This is a genomic window from Streptomyces sp. JJ66 (assembly GCF_019303495.1).
Classification (GTDB): Bacteria; Actinomycetota; Actinomycetes; order Streptomycetales; family Streptomycetaceae; genus Streptomyces.
This window is the reverse complement of the sequence record NZ_JAEVFI010000015.1, coordinates 105,902-121,091: the sequence shown is the minus strand read 5'-3', so window position 1 is coordinate 121,091 and position 15,190 is coordinate 105,902. Positions and strand designations below refer to the sequence as shown.

General features: G+C 72.0%; 13 protein-coding genes and 2 tRNA genes. 5 read left to right on the top strand and 10 right to left on the bottom strand.

Annotated features, from left to right (window positions below; translation table 11 throughout):
- Window position 1: 1 nt before the first annotated feature.
- Window positions 2–994 carry a ribosome small subunit-dependent GTPase A gene (gene rsgA / locus JJV70_RS13020; protein ID WP_219048032.1) on the top strand — a complete coding sequence of 331 codons (993 nt, stop codon included), beginning with the start codon at window positions 2–4 and terminating at the stop codon, window positions 992–994.
- 4 nt (window positions 995–998) lie between these two features.
- Here rsgA and JJV70_RS13015 read toward each other — a convergent pair whose 3' ends face one another.
- A complete protein-coding gene (locus JJV70_RS13015; protein WP_219048031.1) occupies window positions 999–1,565 on the bottom strand; it encodes a TetR/AcrR family transcriptional regulator in 567 nt (188 codons plus the stop codon).
- 167 nt (window positions 1,566–1,732) lie between these two features.
- Between JJV70_RS13015 and hisN the strand changes: the two genes are divergently transcribed.
- Both hisN and JJV70_RS13005 read left to right on the top strand, forming a co-directional pair.
- Window positions 1,733–2,554: a histidinol-phosphatase gene (hisN, locus tag JJV70_RS13010; RefSeq protein WP_219048030.1), complete on the top strand. Its 822-nt coding sequence runs from the start codon at window positions 1,733–1,735 to the stop codon at window positions 2,552–2,554.
- 147 nt (window positions 2,555–2,701) lie between these two features.
- Window positions 2,702–3,139 (top strand): cyclic nucleotide-binding/CBS domain-containing protein, encoded by a 438-nt coding sequence (locus tag JJV70_RS13005; protein WP_219048029.1) that lies wholly within the window; start codon window positions 2,702–2,704, stop codon window positions 3,137–3,139.
- Between the two features lie 472 nt (window positions 3,140–3,611).
- On the opposite strand, the gene JJV70_RS13000 is transcribed toward JJV70_RS13005, so the two are convergent.
- Window positions 3,612–5,078 carry a catalase gene (locus JJV70_RS13000; protein WP_219048028.1) on the bottom strand — a complete coding sequence of 489 codons (1,467 nt, stop codon included), beginning with the start codon at window positions 5,076–5,078 and terminating at the stop codon, window positions 3,612–3,614.
- A 157-nt stretch (window positions 5,079–5,235) separates the two neighbouring features.
- Between JJV70_RS13000 and JJV70_RS12995 the strand changes: the two genes are divergently transcribed.
- The gene (locus JJV70_RS12995; protein ID WP_219048027.1) at window positions 5,236–5,661 is read left to right on the top strand and encodes a Fur family transcriptional regulator; all 426 of its coding nucleotides are present in this window, start codon (window positions 5,236–5,238) and stop codon (window positions 5,659–5,661) included.
- A 117-nt stretch (window positions 5,662–5,778) separates the two neighbouring features.
- Here the strand turns inward: JJV70_RS12995 and JJV70_RS12990 are convergent.
- From JJV70_RS12990 to JJV70_RS12975, 4 genes are all read right to left on the bottom strand, one after another.
- Window positions 5,779–5,852 (bottom strand) — tRNA-Met (locus tag JJV70_RS12990).
- Window positions 5,853–5,921: 69 nt separating this feature from the next.
- Window positions 5,922–7,673: a tetratricopeptide repeat protein gene (locus tag JJV70_RS12985; protein WP_219048026.1), complete on the bottom strand. Its 1,752-nt coding sequence runs from the start codon at window positions 7,671–7,673 to the stop codon at window positions 5,922–5,924.
- A gap of 182 nt (window positions 7,674–7,855) precedes the next feature.
- A tRNA-Met gene (locus tag JJV70_RS12980) sits at window positions 7,856–7,929 on the bottom strand.
- A gap of 43 nt (window positions 7,930–7,972) precedes the next feature.
- The gene (locus JJV70_RS12975; protein WP_219048025.1) at window positions 7,973–10,888 is read right to left on the bottom strand and encodes a UPF0182 family protein; all 2,916 of its coding nucleotides are present in this window, start codon (window positions 10,886–10,888) and stop codon (window positions 7,973–7,975) included.
- 111 nt (window positions 10,889–10,999) lie between these two features.
- Between JJV70_RS12975 and JJV70_RS12970 the strand changes: the two genes are divergently transcribed.
- The gene (locus JJV70_RS12970; RefSeq protein ID WP_219048024.1) at window positions 11,000–11,563 is read left to right on the top strand and encodes a PPA1309 family protein; all 564 of its coding nucleotides are present in this window, start codon (window positions 11,000–11,002) and stop codon (window positions 11,561–11,563) included.
- Window positions 11,564–11,706: 143 nt separating this feature from the next.
- On the opposite strand, the gene JJV70_RS12965 is transcribed toward JJV70_RS12970, so the two are convergent.
- The 4 genes from JJV70_RS12965 to JJV70_RS12950 form a co-directional block, all read right to left on the bottom strand.
- Entirely contained in the window at window positions 11,707–12,801 is a 1,095-nt protein-coding gene (locus JJV70_RS12965; protein WP_219048023.1) for a PDZ domain-containing protein, read from the bottom strand.
- 25 nt (window positions 12,802–12,826) lie between these two features.
- Window positions 12,827–13,060 (bottom strand): hypothetical protein, encoded by a 234-nt coding sequence (locus JJV70_RS12960; RefSeq protein WP_219048095.1) that lies wholly within the window; start codon window positions 13,058–13,060, stop codon window positions 12,827–12,829.
- Between the two features lie 351 nt (window positions 13,061–13,411).
- Window positions 13,412–13,879 (bottom strand): molybdenum cofactor biosynthesis protein MoaE, encoded by a 468-nt coding sequence (locus JJV70_RS12955; RefSeq protein WP_219048022.1) that lies wholly within the window; start codon window positions 13,877–13,879, stop codon window positions 13,412–13,414.
- Window positions 13,880–13,967: 88 nt separating this feature from the next.
- Window positions 13,968–15,086 carry an SDR family oxidoreductase gene (locus tag JJV70_RS12950; protein ID WP_219048021.1) on the bottom strand — a complete coding sequence of 373 codons (1,119 nt, stop codon included), beginning with the start codon at window positions 15,084–15,086 and terminating at the stop codon, window positions 13,968–13,970.
- Between the last annotated feature and the right edge of the window lie 104 nt (window positions 15,087–15,190).

The following is a 15,190-nucleotide window of genomic DNA, read 5'->3' as shown; positions in this document are numbered from 1 at the left end:
CATGCGCCGCTACGGCAAGCACACCGACGAGGACGACATCCGCATCCGACCCGGACGCCGGGGCAGCCGCCCGCGCACCCGCAACCGCCCCAAGCACGACGACGCGGCCGAAGGCTTCGTCCTCACCGTGGACCGAGGCCGGATCACCACGCTGGTCGAGGGCCGTACCGTGCTGGCTATGAAGGCCCGCGAGCTGGGCCGCAAGGGCGTGGTGGTGGGCGACCGGGTCGCCGTGGTCGGTGACCTCTCCGGGGAGAAGGACACGCTCGCGCGCGTCGTCCGCGTCGAGGAGCGCACCTCGGTGCTGCGCCGCACCGCGGACGACGACGACCCCTACGAGCGCGTCGTCGTCGCCAACGCGGACCAGCTCGCCATCGTCACCGCGCTCGCTGACCCCGAGCCCCGGCCACGGTTGATCGACCGCTGCCTGGTGGCCGCCTACGACGGCGGGCTGGAGCCGCTGCTCGTCCTCACCAAGGCCGACCTCTCCCCGGCCGAGCCGCTGCTTCAGCGGTACGCGCCGCTGGGGGTGCGCGCGGTCGCCGCCCGGCACGACGAGCCGGTGGCCGCCGTGCGCGACCTGCTGGCCGGGCACACCACGGCGTTCGTCGGCCACTCCGGGGTGGGCAAGACGACGCTGGTCAACGCGCTGGTGCCGGAGCGCAGCCGGGCCACCGGCCACGTCAACACCGTCACCGGACGCGGGCGGCACACCACCACCTCCGCGCTGGCGGTGCCGCTGCCGGACGGCGACGGCTGGGTCATCGACACCCCGGGCGTGCGCTCCTTCGGTCTGCACCACGTCGATCCGGGCCGCGTCATCCATGCCTTCCCCGACCTGGAGCCGGGCACCGTGGAGTGTCCGCGCGCGTGCGGCCACGACGAGCCGGACTGCGCGCTGGACACCTGGGTCACCAGCGGCCACGCCGACCCCGCCCGCCTGGACTCCCTGCGCCGCCTGCTGGCCACCCGCGAACGCCGCGAGGGCGACTGAGCGTTCAGCCGGTGCCGGGCCGCGCGGCCAGCAGCGCTTCCACGACGTGTACGAGGCGGGCCGGGATATCGTCCTCCCCGGGCGGCGCGAGGGCGTAGGACAGGGCCAGCCGCAACCCCACCTCGCAGGCGCGCCGTACCTGGACGCTCTCCCCGCCGGGCACGGCGGCCCCCACCTGGGCGCACAGCCGGTCGAGAACGTAGCGGGGCGGACGTCCGGGCGGTGGCGTCGGCAGCCGGGTGTTCCAGGTGCCGGTCAGCGCGGCCCGTACCAGCGGTTCCTCCCGCGCCCGGCACAGCACCCACCGCGCGGCCGCCGCGCAGCACACCCCCGGGCCGCCTCCGCCGTCGCGCGCGGCGGTGGCGGAGGCGGCCGCTCCGGCGACGAAGTCCTCGACCTGCCGCACCACCAGCGCGGCGCCCAGGCCCTCCTTGGAGCCGAACTCGTTGTAGAGGGTCTGCCGGGACACTTTGGCCGCCGCGGCTACCTCCACCATGCGCACGGTCGCCCAGGGCTGGCCCGTCAGCGCCTGACGGGCGGCGCTCAGCAGGGCCTCGCGTGCGGTGGGCATGCGCTCCTCCCCCGCGCCGTGCGCCTGACGGCCCGACAGGTGTGCGGCACAGGATCGAGGGGATGGAGAAGTCTGTCAAGTCCGTTCGTATGAAAAAATACACTCGCGCATACCAGCGGCGGCCCGCTCATGTGGCCAGTGCCGGACCCGGTGGATACTGTCTGATCATGCCGGACTACCACGATGATCTGCGTCTCGCCCACGTACTGGCCGACGCCGCCGACGCCGCGACCATGGAGCGGTTCAAGGCGCTCGACCTGAAGGTCGAGACCAAGCCCGACATGACTCCGGTGAGCGAGGCCGACAAGAACGCCGAGGACGTGATCCGGACCTCGCTGCGGCGGGCCCGGCCGCGTGACGCCGTACTCGGCGAGGAGTACGGCACCGAGGGCCACGGCCCACGGCGCTGGATCATCGACCCGATTGACGGCACCAAGAACTACGTCCGCGGCGTGCCGGTCTGGGCGACCCTCATCGCGCTGATGGAACGCGGCCCAGACGGCGACCGCCCGGTCGTCGGCGTGGTCTCCGCGCCCGCGCTGAACCGGCGCTGGTGGGCCGGGCTCGGCAGCGGCGCCTACACCGGCCGCAGCCTGTCCTCGGCGACCCGGCTGCACGTCTCGCGCGTCTCCCGCCTCCAGGACGCCTCCTTCGCCTACTCCTCCCTCACCGGCTGGGAGGAGCAAGGCAAGCTCGGCGGCTTCCTCGACCTCACCCGCAACGTCTGGCGCACCCGGGCCTACGGCGACTTCTGGCCGTACATGATGGTGGCCGAGGGCGCGGTGGACCTCTGCGCCGAGCCGGAGCTGTCCCTGTGGGACATGGCCGCCTGTGCCCTCGTGGTCCAGGAGGCGGGCGGCACGTTCACCGGTCTTGACGGCCGCCCCGGCCCGCACAGCGGCAACGCGGCGGCGTCCAACGGCCTGCTGCACGAGGCCCTGCTGGGCTACGTCGGCGATCCGGCCCCCTCGGCCCCGGCCCGCGCGTAGGCGAAGCCCGGGCCCGCGCCGGGAAGGGGACGGGAGGGCTCCGCACGCGGTCTACCCTCCGCAGCGGACGCGTGTGACGATGGAGACTCACCCGCTTGTGAGCTTGTGAAGCCTTTCACTGGTTCACCTAAGGAGGTGGCACCTGACATGCCCGAGCCCCGACGCCCGGAACTCGTACGCGACGCCATGTCCACCGTGGTCCTCACCATCGGCCCCACCCACACCCTGCGGCAGGCGGCCTGCCTCATGGCGGCCCGCCGCGTCGGCGCGGCCGTCGTCCTCGACGCCGACACCAGCGGCCTCGGCATCCTCACCGAGCGCGACGTGCTGAACTCCCTCGGCAGCGGCCAGGACCCGGACCGGGAGACCGCGCACGCCCACACCACCACCGACGTGGTCTTCGCCGCTCCCGACTGGACGCTGCTGGAGGCCGCCGCGGCGATGACGCACGGCGGCTTCCGTCACCTGATCGTGCTCGACGACCGGGAACCGGTCGGCATCGTCTCCGTCCGCGACATCGTGCGCTGCTGGACGCTCACCGGCGTCCCGCCCGCGCCGCGCGGCACCGGAGCCGTCACCGTTTGACGTCCTCGTCGCCCTGAAGGGGCGACGATTCCGGTCCGCACCGCTACGCGGTGCCACCGCGGGTTCCTGCTTCACGGACCCGTGCCGCTCGGTGAGAAGCGGCCTTACCAGGTCTCCACAGGCTTTACCTCCCGCCCGTCCGGCGGTAGGTCCGACAACTTTGTTGTCGGACAAGTTAGCAGTGGCGCTGCGCCCCTCCGGGCCGCCGACGCAAGGATGCCCTGCACCTCCACCCTGAAGGGTGGAGCACTGAGCAAGAGTTCGGTAGCGGGGGCGTGGCCCGGCGCGCCCCCGCGCCGGGTGCCCGGCGCCGAACGCGCCGCAGGGGCCGGAGCCCTGTCGGCGTCCGGCCCCTGCGGGGTCCGTCGCGGCGGGCGGTCATCGGCCGCGCAGGGCCTTGACCGCGGCGGATGAACCGCCCACCGCAGCTTTTCCAGGTGGCCCGCCCTCCCCGGGAAGAGCGGGGCGGCCGTCAGCCGCGCAGAGCCTGGACGGCGGCCTCCAGGCGCTTGCCGTAGTCCGCGTCCGCCTTGCGGAAGTTCTCGATCGCGCGCTGGGCGATGTCGTCCCGCGAGACCTTGGCGATGAACCCGGACAGGTTGGCGATCAGGCGCTCCTTCTCCTCCTCCGACATCAGGCGGTAGAGGTTGCCCGCCTGGACGAAGTCGTCGTCCTCGGCGTGCCGGGGCGTCTCGTGGTCACCGGTGGGGCCGGAAACCGGCAGCGGCTGCCACAGCGGGCGGCCGGTCTCGGCCGGACCGCCGAAACTGTTCGGCTCGTAGTTCTTCGCCCGCCCGTGGCGGCCGTCGTACATCACGCCGTCGCGGCCGTGGGTGCGTGCCTGGCCCGCCTTCGGCTGGTTCACCGGCAGGTGGTCGGCGTTGATGCCGACGCGGTAGCGGTGTGCGTCGCCGTAGCCGAAGAGGCGGCCCTGGAGCATCTTGTCCGGGGAGGGGCCGATCCCCGGCACGAAGTGGTGCGGGGAGAAGATCGATTGCTCGACCTCGGCGAAGATGTTCTCCGGGTTGCGGTTGAGTTCCAGCTTGCCGATCTCGATACGCGGGTAGTCCGCGTGCGGCCACACCTTGGTGAGGTCGAACGGGTTGAAGCGGTAGTTCGCCGCCTCGGCCGCCGGCATGATCTGGACGTACACCGTCCACGTCGGGAAGTCGCCGCGCTCGATGGACTCGCGCAAGTCACGCTGGTGGCTGTCGGGGTCCTGGCCCGCCAGGCTGTCGGCCTCGTCCTGGGTCAGGCATTTGACGCCCTGGTCGGTCTTGAAGTGGTACTTGACCCAGAAGACCTCGCCGTCCTCGTTGTTCCACTGGAAGGTGTGCGAGCCGAAACCGTCCATGTGGCGGTAGGACGCCGGGATGCCACGGTCACCGAACAGCCAGGTCACCTGGTGGGTGGCCTCTGGCGACAGGCCCCAGAAGTCCCAGACGTTGTCGGCCTCCTGCGAGCCGGTGTACGGGTCGCGCTTTTGGGTGTGGATGAAGTCGGGGAACTTGATGGCGTCCTTGATGAAGAACACCGGGGTGTTGTTGCCGACGAGGTCGTAGTTGCCCTCCTCGGTGTAGAACTTCAGCGCGAACCCGCGCGGGTCCCGCACGGCGTCGGCCGAACCGAGGTTGCCGGCCACCGTGGAGAAGCGCAGGAAGACCTCGGTCTCCTTGCCGATCTCGGAGAGGAACGCGGCGCGGGTGTAGGGGGTCACGTCGGCAGTGACGGTGAACGTGCCGTACGCCCCGGCGCCGCGCGCGTGCACGATGCGCTCCGGAATGCGCTCCCGGTTGAAGTGGGCGAGCTTCTCCAGCAGGAGCTGGTCCTGAACGAGGACCGGACCGCCGACTCCCGCCGTCTCGCTGTTCTGGTTGTCCGCTACCGGAGCACCGGCTTCCGTGGTCAGCGGACCGGTCGTCTCGGGCTGAGCAGTCACGTTCGCCTCCTGCTGGGTGTCCTGTCCATGGGCTGTCGCCACAGCCGACCCTACATTAGACTTAGTCCAAGTCAAGATGAGAACGAACCCCGTACACGATCTGGCCGGGAAGCGTCGCTTGTTAGGCTGGCGCTACCGGTAACGATGGGTGGAACGAATGAGCGACCTGCTGGAACGACTGCGTGACCGCGGCTGGCGGCTGACCGCGCAGCGCCGCGTCGTCGCCGAGGTCCTCGACGGTGACCACGTGCACTACACCGCCGACGAAGTGCACGCGCGCGCGGCCGCGCGGCTGCCGGAAATCGCCAGGGCGACCGTCTACAACACGCTCAGCGAACTCGTCGCCCTCGGCGAGGTCATCGAGGTGAGCACGGACGGGCGGGCCAAGCGCTACGACCCCAACGCGCACCACAGCCACCAGCACCTGGTGTGTTCGCGGTGCGGCACGATCCGGGACGTCCGGCCCACGGCTGATCCACTGGCCTCGCTGCCGGAGAGCGAGCGGTACGGGTTCTCCGTGGCGGAGGCGTCGGTGATCTACCGGGGGCTGTGCGCGGCCTGCCAGCAGGGTGACGGCCGGTAAAAAGCTCCGGGAGTGCGGGCCGGGTTCCCCCAGCCCGCACTCCCGGACCGGACGATAGGTGTGCGCGGACGCCGAAGGTCCCCGGAGTCTTGGACTCCGGGGACCTTCGGGTTTCAGTAGCGGGGACAGGATTTGAACCTGCGACCTCTGGGTTATGAGCCCAGCGAGCTACCGAGCTGCTCCACCCCGCGCCGTTGTGTGCACCACTGTAGACGCACCGCGCCGACCAGCGCAAATCCTTACGCGACGCGGGGCGGGCCTCACGCCGTGAGCTCGGCGTGCAGGGCCTCGCTCAGGCGGGACGCGCGCTCGGTCACAGCCTCGGGACCGAGGTCCACCGCGCGGGCACACCAGTGCTGGGCCTCGGCCAGCTCGTTGCGGCGGGAGGCGAGCAGGGCCAGGTGCAGGGCGGCGCGGCCGTGTCCGGCCTCGGCCGCCTGCGTCCACCACAGTGCCGCCTCGGGTTCGGCGCCCTCCCGGGCCAGCAGGAGGCCAAGGTTGAAAGCGCCGTTGCCGCTGCCCGCCTCGGCCGCCGTCCGGTACCAGCGGGCGGCCTCGACGACCTCACCGCGCGCGGCCGCGCACATGCCCGCCCGCACCTGGGCCCGCCGGTGTCCGGCGCGGGCCGCGACCAGGTACCAGTGCTCGGCCTCCGATACCTCGCCGTCCGACCCCGGCTCCTTAGGCGCGGTCGCGCTGTGGCGCCCCAGGCAGGAGGCCAGCCGGAAGGCCCCCTCCACGCTGCCGCCCTCGGCCGCGCGGCGCAGGACGCGCTCGGCGGCCTCCTCGGAGCCCTCGCGCAGCAGTGCGCTGCCGACCTGGAGCGCGGCCTCGGGGTGACCGGCCTCAGCGGCCCGGCGGTACCAGGTCAGCGCCTCGGCCTGCGCGCCCCGGCCCGCGTGGAGGATGCCGAGGTTGAACGCGGCGTCCACGCTGCCCCCTTCGGCGGCCTTGGAGAACCAGGGCTCGGCCCCCTGTGCGTCCCCGCGCTGGAGCAGGAGAACGGCGAGCGCGTTGGCGGCCTCGGTGTGACCGGCGTAGGCGGCCTTGCGGTACCACTGCTCCGCCTGCGCGGTACGGTCCCGCGCGGCGCACAGCAGGCCCAGGTTGAAGGCGCCGTTGATGTCGCCCGCGTCCAGGGCGGCCCGGTACCAGCGCTCGGCGGTCTGCCGCTCACCCCGGTCGGCGTGCAGCGCGCCGAGCGCGTTGGCGGCGTTGCCGTCGCCAACGCGGGCGGCGCGCAGCCACCACTGCTCGGCGGCCTCCGTGTTCCCGGCGTCGCGCAGCAGGAAGCCCAGGGCGCAGGCGGCCCGCGCGTCCCCCGCGTTGGCGGCGATCAGGTACCAGCGTCCGGCCTCGCGCAGCTCGCCGCGCTCCTCCAGCAGGGCACCCAGCCGCAGCGCGGCTTTCTGGTGGCCCCGGGCAGCGGCCTGCCGGAACCAGCGCTCGGCCGCCTGGGGCGTGCCGTCCCCGGTCCGCCGCAGCGTCAGCAGGCCGAGCCGGTAGGCGGCTTCCCGGTGCCCGCCGTCGGCCGCGGCGCGGAACCACTGCTCGGCCCCGGCCTCGCCGCGGTGATCGAGCAGGTCGGCCAGCGCGTGGGCGCCAAGGGTGTGCCCGGCCTCGGCGGACTGCCGCAGCCAGTAAACCGCCGCCGTCTCGTCACCGCGCTCGCGGTGGTGGCGGCCGAGCGCGTGCGCCGCCGAGGCGGAGCCGGCCACGGCCGCGGTGCGCCACCACTGGGCAGCCTCTTCGGGCCGCTGGAGCTGGTACAGCAGGACACCCAGGTTGTTGGCCGCCGCCCGGTCACCGGCGGCAGCGGCGGTGCGCAGGTACGGCTCGGCGCCCTCCAGGTCCCCCCGGCGCAGCAGCGAGGCGCCCAGGCGGCTGAGCGCCGCGGTGTCCTGCCCCCACCCCTGGGCCTGGCTGTGTTCGTCCTCCGGCCCTTTCCCCGGGACACGGCGATCTCGGGCATCCCGGTACGTGGCGTCGTCAATGGTTGTCATCTCCCCCATAAGGTCCATCGTCGCACCACCTGCCACCCGGGTACACCTGGTATACCGCAGCCCGTGAGGTCTCTTCGGCGTTTTATCGACTTCCCGACCTGGCGGGTGCTCAAACTCGTTCGTTCGAGGGGGAGTTGGCGCAGACAGCACGAAGGACCCGGAGTTGAATACTCCGGGCCCTTCGTCTTCAGTAGCGGGGACAGGATTTGAACCTGCGACCTCTGGGTTATGAGCCCAGCGAGCTACCGAGCTGCTCCACCCCGCGCCGTTGTGTGCACCACTCTAGCACGGCGCGGGGTGGGCTCGGTTCACTCCCCTCCGCCGCCGTCGGCCTGGGACTCCTCGGCGCGGCGCAGGGCGTCCTGGAGCTCGGAGAGGGCATCCTGCGCGTCCCGCAGGGCATCCTCAAGCTCCTTCAGATCGGGCTGCTCCTCCTCCGGCTGGTCCTCCTCCGGCTGGTCGGCCGGCGGCTCCTGCGGCTCCTCGCCCGGGGGCTCCTGAGCCGGCGGGTCCTGCGACTCCTCCATCTGGAAGACGACGTTGAGCGCGTCTTGCAGCGTGTCCTCGTAGGCGATCTCACCGCCGTAGGACGCCAGCACCTTGCGCATGCGCGGGTAGTTGGTGTCGGCACCACGGACGTACAGCGGCTCGACGTAGAGCATGCCGCCGTCCAGCGGGATCGTCAGCAGGTTGCCGTACTCCACCTCGGAGTCGCCGCGTTCCAGCAGGTTGATGGACTCGGCGATCCTGGGGTCGGAGTTGAAGCGGCTCTGCACCTGTTGCGGACCGGAGACCGAGTTGCTCGCCGGGACGTTCAGCAGGCGGATCGTCCCGTAGTCCTCGGCCGTGGCGTCGGACTCCACCGCCATGAACGCGCCCAGTGTCTGCCGGTTGTTCGGCGTGAAGGTGGTGGTGAGCGAGAAGGACTTCTCGTCCTGCCCCGGCATCTTCAGGCTCAGGTAGTACGGCGGAACCGGCTCGTCCTCCGCGCTCGTCGGGTCCCCCGGGACCTCCCAGCGCTCACTGCCGCTGTAGAACTGGCCCGGGTCGGTGACGTGGTAGCGGGTCAGCAGCTCCCGCTGCACCTTGAACAGGTCCTGCGGGTAGCGCAGGTGGTCCAGCAGGGTGTCACTGATCTCGCCGCGCGGCTCGACGGTTCCGGGGAACGCCTTCATCCAGGTCTTCAGCACCGGGTCCTTGGTGTCCCACTGGTAGAGCTTCACCTCACCGGTGTAGGCGTCCACCGTGGCCTTGACCGAGTTGCGGATGTAGTTGACCTGGTCCTGCTGGGCGAGCACCGCGCGCTGGCCGTCGGTCAGCGCGTCCTGCGTGGTGTCCCCCAGCGTGGTGCGCGAGGAGTACGGGTAGCCGTTGGAGGTGGTGTAGGCGTCCACGATCCACTGGATCTTGCCGTCCACGGCGGCCGGGTAGGGGTCACCGTCGATCGTCAGCCACGGGGCGACCGCCTCGACGCGCTCCTTGGGCGTCCGGTTGTACAGGATGCGCGAGCCCTCGCCGATCGCGCCGGAGTAGAGGATCTTCGGCTCGCCGAAGGCCAGCGCGTACGCGGCCCGGTTGACCGTGCCGGAGATCGCGACGCCGCTGTCGCCCTCGTAGGTGTACAGCTTCTCCTCGTCGTTGGCGACGTAGTCCAGCTCCTGCTGCGGGCCGCCCACGATCGAGTACCGGGTCGTCTCCTCGCCGTAGTAGACCCGCGGCTGGTAGTCCGGGAGCGTGCCCTTGGGCGGCAGGTCGGACTCGGTGAAGACCGGGGTGCCGCCGCCCTCCTCGTAGTCCACCTCGGTGCCCAGCGCGGTGACCACGCCGAAACCGTGGGTGTACTTGAAGTGGTCGTTGATCCAGTTGCGCTCGGGCACGCCCTCGACGTTGATCTCGCGCAGACCGATCACGGTGTCCCGCTCGACGCCGTCGGCGTCCGCGTAGCGGTCCACGTCCAGGTTGTCCGGGAAGGTGTAGTAGCCGCGCACCTGCTGCGTCTGCCGGAACGCCGGGGAGACGACGTTCGGGTCGAGCAGGCGGATGCTGGCGGCGTCGTTCACCGAGTCGCGCGCGGCCTGCAACTCCTTCTTCGGGGCCTCGGCCGCGTCGTCGCCCTCCTCGTCGCCCGCGCCCTCGTAGTTGGTGATCTCCGCGTCGTCGATGCCGTACGCCTGGCGGGTGGCGTTTATGTTCTTCTCGATGTACGGCGTCTCCTTGGCCTGCTGGTTCGGCTGCACCTGGAAGCGCTCCACGATCGCCGGGTACAGCCCGCCGATCAGGATGGCCGACAGCACCAGCAGGCCGAGGCCGATCACCGGCAGCTGCCAGGTGCGCCGCCACAGGGCCGCGAAGAACAGGACGGCGCAGATGATCGCGATGAAGAACAGGATCGTCTTCGCCGGCAGGTAGGCGTTGGCGTCAGTGAAGCGCAGCCCCGTCCAGTCTTCCTGGCCGCGGATGTCGCTGGACTTCACCGCCAGGCCGTAGCGGTCCAGCCAGTAGGCGACGGCCTTGAGCGCCACGAAGACGCCGAGCAGCACCGACAGGTGTCCGGTGGCCTGCGCCGTGGCGCGCGCGCCCGGCGTCGTCACGCGCAGCCCGCCGTACAGGTAGTGCACCAGCGCGGCGGCGATCAGCGCCAGCACCGTGGCCGCGAAGCCGAAGCTCAGCAGGAAGCGGTAGAACGGCAGGTCGAAGGTGAAGAACGAGATGTCCTTGCCGAACTGCGCGTCCGTCTCCCCGAACGGCGTGCCGTTGACCCACATCAGCCAGGTACGCCACTGGCCGGAGGCCGAGGCGCCCGCGATGAGGCCGACGAGCGCGGTGACGCCCAGCAGCAGCCACTTCTTGTACGGGGCGATGCCCATGCGGTAGCGGTCCAGGCTCTGCTGCTCCATCGACATGGCGCTCAGCGGCGGCCGCAGCCGGTGCGCCAGCCAGATGTTGAACCCGACCACGAGCGCCATGAACACGCCGAAGACGGCGAACAAGACGATCTTCGTCCACAGCTGGGTGGAGAACACGTTGGTGAAGCCCACCGAGCGGTACCAGAGCCAGTCGGTCCAGAACCCGGCGAACATGACGAACAACATGGCCAGAACCGCCAGCACGCCCGCCGTGATCAACAGCGTCTTGGCGCGCCGCGACGGCTGGCCGACTCTGACGCGTGGCCCGGAGGGACCTCCCGAGCCCCGTTCCGGCATCTGGAAAGCCAAGGTGCGCACCTCGAATATCGCAGGGACAGAGCATGCCCCGCACCGCAGGGCTCACCTAGTCAACTTAACCAAGCTTTACCCAGTTCCCGTTTCCGGGGTCGTTGAAGGCACGATATGGGGATGAGCAACCTCCCCCTTGACGGCGCGCCCCTGGCCGCCTCTCCCCTGACCCGTGCCGTACTGGAGATCGACGAGTACACCGCCGGCCTGGGCTGGGACCAGCCGGCCCGGCTGTTCGCGCTGGTCGATACCGCCCGACTGCGGGCTGAGGAGCCGGAGCTGGCTGAGCAGCTCGGTCTCGGCGCTGACGGTGACGCGCAGCCCGCCGCCCTCACCCCCGTCGAGCAGGACGAGCTGCCCGGCGGCGTACCGCTGGACGAGTTTCTGGGCACGATCGCGTGGCCGGAGGCGGTGTCGGGCTGTGCGCTCACCCTGGAGCGCCAGATGCTGCCGCCGGACGCGGAGTCCCAGCTTCCAAAGGGGCTGACGGACGAGCGGCTCACCGAGTGGGTCGCGCGGCATCCCCAGCGGCAGGAGGTGCGCATGACGGTCGGCGTGCTGCGCGACGGCGCGCGCGAGTCGGCTCTGCGGCTGCGGGAGAAGGACGCGGCGACCGAGGTGCTCACCGGCCCCGATCTGGTGCCCGGGCTGGCCCAGGCGCTGGCCGCGACGTTCTCCGGCTGACGCGCCCGGACGCGCGTGGGCCGCACGCCCGCGGCTCACGCGACGCGGGCGGGTTGGCCGGGCAGCGGGACGGGCAGCGGCGTGGGCCCGGTAGCTGCGGTAATCCGGGTGACGACAGGCGGCCCGGCCGGGAGACCGCAGGGTCAGTTCGCCGCGCACCGGGGCAGGGCGTCCGTGGTGTCCTCGCGGATGTCCTTGAGCGCGGCCATCGCGTCGTCCATGCTGCCGACCTTGACCAGCGTCAGGTTCCCCGGCCGGTCGGCCGCGGCCGTGGCGCAGTTCGCGGCGGGCGTCAGGAAGTAGCGTGCGCCGGCTTCCTCGGCTGCCCGCGTCTTCATCGTGATGCCGCCGATCGGGCCGACCTCACCCTGGCCGTTGATCGTGCCCGTGCCCGCGACGAACGTGCCGCCCGTCAGGTCCTCGGGGGTCAGCTTGTCCACGATGCCGAGGGCGAACATCAGCCCGGCGCTGGGACCGCCGACGTCGGCGAGCTGGATGTCGATGTCGAAGGGGAAGGTGTGCGCCGTCCCGGCCTGGATACCGACGAGGGCCCGCCCGTCCTCTTCGGCGGCCGTCGTGGTGACGGTGACCTCGCGCGTGGCGCCTTCCGCCGGGTCCTCCCCGGCCTCCTCCGCGGCCGTCGCCGTCTTGACCGGCACGACGGTGAAGATCACCTGCTCGCCCGGTTCGTGCTCCGTGACCAGCTTGGCCACGTCCGCCGGTGCCTGGACCGGGGTGCCGTCCACGGTCTTGATCACGTCCCCCGCGCGCAGGGTGCCCTCCGCCGGGCCGTCCTTGATCACGGCCTGCACCACGGTGCGCGTCTCCACCGGGATGTCCAGCTCGCCCAGGGCGGCCACCTTGGCACTCTCCTGGGACCGGCTGAACTCCTCGGCGTTCTCCTCCTCCGCCTCCTCGGCCGTCGTGCCGTCGGGGTAGAGGGAGTCGTGCGGGACGACGGCGGCGTCGTCCGCCAGCCAGCCGTACAGCGCCTCACCGAGCGTCATGCGGTAGTCCGCGCTGGTGACGCGCACGGTCGTCATGTTGAGATGGCCGGTGGTGTCGAACGACTCGCGGCCGTCGATGCTGAGCACCGGCTCGCCGCCATACTCACCGAGCGTGTTCACCGTGGGCCCCGGGGACAGCTCGGAGTAGGGGATGCGGACCACTGCCACCGCGCTGAGCATGCCTATCAGGAGCAGCACGGATGCCAGGATCGTGGCGTGGCGGCGAGACATGCCTTGACACTACGGGATGGGGCTGTCACTCAGCCCCTCGGGACGGTCCGTCCGGGGCTATGTGGGCCGTCGTCTGCGTGGCCGTCCGCAGGCGCCGCGTGCCCTGCTTCTCCATCGCGGCGCGGAAGGCGTCGTACCCGGCGACACCGGCCGCGTCCCCCGTCCCTTTCTCGCTGCTCTGCCGGGCCGCCCACAGGGCCCAGGTGACTGCGCATATCGTCCCCAGCAGGGGTATGACGAGCCAGGCGAGCGCCGCCATGTCCGACCTCCTGACCCCGCGCGCGGACGCGTCGGGAAAAGATGACCTTCCGGCGATATCAACGGTCGGATGACCCCCCGGGTCACGCAACCGGGCGCCGCCCGTCCGGGGCAGCCGGGTCAGGGCGGCCGGGTGGGGAGCGGCGTATCTCCTCGCTTGCCCACGCCGCGTGATCGCATGCGTACCGCTATTCGCGGGGCCATCGGGCCGTCAGGGTCGGGGCGTCCCCGACGCGAACGCCACGGCACGCGGTGGTACCGCCGGATGCGCGGCCGGGCCGGGCGTTCGGCGCGGCGGGGGTCCCGCCCGACCCGCGGGGCGCGGCGGCTCGGGAGTTCGGCGCGGCGGGGGTTACGTGCCGACCCATTCGTCCGTGCCGTCGGCGAAGGTCTGGTGCTTCCAGATCGGTACCGCGTGTTTGAGGTCGTCGATCAGGCGGCGGCAGGCGGCGAAGGCTTCCGCCCGGTGCGGGCAGGAGACGGCGGCGACCACGGCCAGGTCACCGACGGCGAGGTCGCCGACGCGGTGGACGGCGGCGAGCGCGCGGACGGGGAAGTCGGCGGCCACCTGCCGCGCGACGCGGCGCATCTCCGCCTCCACCGTGGGGTGCGCGGAGTAGCCGAGGCGGGCGACGTCGGTGCCGACGTCGTGGTCGCGCACGGTGCCGACGAACAGGGCGGTGCCGCCGGCCGCGTCGTCACCGACGGCGGTGAAGACCTCGTCGAGGGAAAGCGGGGTGTCGCGGACCGCCAGCAGCCGGATCGGGTCGGCGGCGCCCTGCTCGCCGGGGTGGTCCGGCCTGTCGTGCGTCTGTGCCATGGCTCTCATGCTGCCGCACGGGGGCGGTTTCGGAAAGCTCCTTCCACCCCGTGGCCCCGTCCGGTGTGCCGGGTCGGCCAGGGTGCCGTTACCGGCCGCGCCGTCTGCGCGCCCGGCGGACGAGGGCGGCGGTGCCGACGAGGGCGACGGTGGCCCCGGCCGCTCCGAGCGTGGTGGCGGCGTCCTTGCGCCCCAGCCGGCGTCCGGCGACGGTGTGGCGGCCCTCGGCCTCGGCGAGCAGTTCGGCGAGCACCTCCTCGTTGGTCCACTTCGGCCGCCAGCCCGCGTCGTGCAGCCGCGAGCCGCTGACCACCCAGGGGTGCATGGTGTACGCGAGGTCTCCGGCCGGGGAGGGCGTCAGGCCCAGCCGGTGCAGCCGGGACGCGGCGCCGAGCGCGACGGCCGAGGGCAGCTCCATGCGCCGGATGCCGGACAATTCCTCGACCTCCTCCTGTTCCAGCCAGCCGTCGCAGCCCACGGCCAGCTCCCCGTCGGCCTTCTCCAGCGCGGCGAACTCCAGCGCGCTGACCAGGTCCTCCACGTGGCAGAACTGCCAGCACGGCCGCGAGCCGGACACCACCAGCAGGCGCGGTGACTCGAAATAGCGGGTCAGCGCGGTGTCCATGCCGCCGACGAGCACGGCCGGGCGGACGACGGTGACATTGAGCCCGGGGTGGGCGCGCGGGGCACGCTCGGCCAGCCGCTCGATCTCCAGCAGGTCACCGACGCCGGTGGCCTCCTCGGTGGCGCGCAGTTCCGCGTCCTCGGCCAGCGGCACGTCGTTGTCGGGCAGGGCCCCGTAGACCATCGCCGAGGTGCACAGCACGACGCGGCGCACCCCGGCGGCCGCCGCCGCGGTGAGCACCGTCTGGGTGCCGCGCACGTTGTAGGCGGTGCGGGCGGCGGCGTCGGACTCCAGGTCCAGGTCGAGGGCGAGGTGCACGACGACCTCGACGGGGGCGGCGGTCTCGCTCACCGGGCGCAGCCGCTCGGCGAGCGCCGGGTCGCGCACGTCCAGCGTGTGCCACTGGACGCCGTCCACGTCGCCGCGTTCCTCGTCGAGCCCGATGACCTGCCGGATCTCGGGGGACGCGGCCAGGCGCGCGGTGAGCAGCGCGCCGATCCCGCTCGCGGCGCCGGTGACGGCGACGACGGGGCCCGCAGCGCCGTTTCGCGCTGCGCGAACGTTCGGCTCGGGGGAACTCACCGGGCTGCTCCAGTGGTTGTCTCAGGTACGGATGCGCAGTGCCCCATCCTGCCTGACCGGTGTCTAGGCTGGGGGAAGCGCCCGGAAAACGGGCAGGTCCGTTC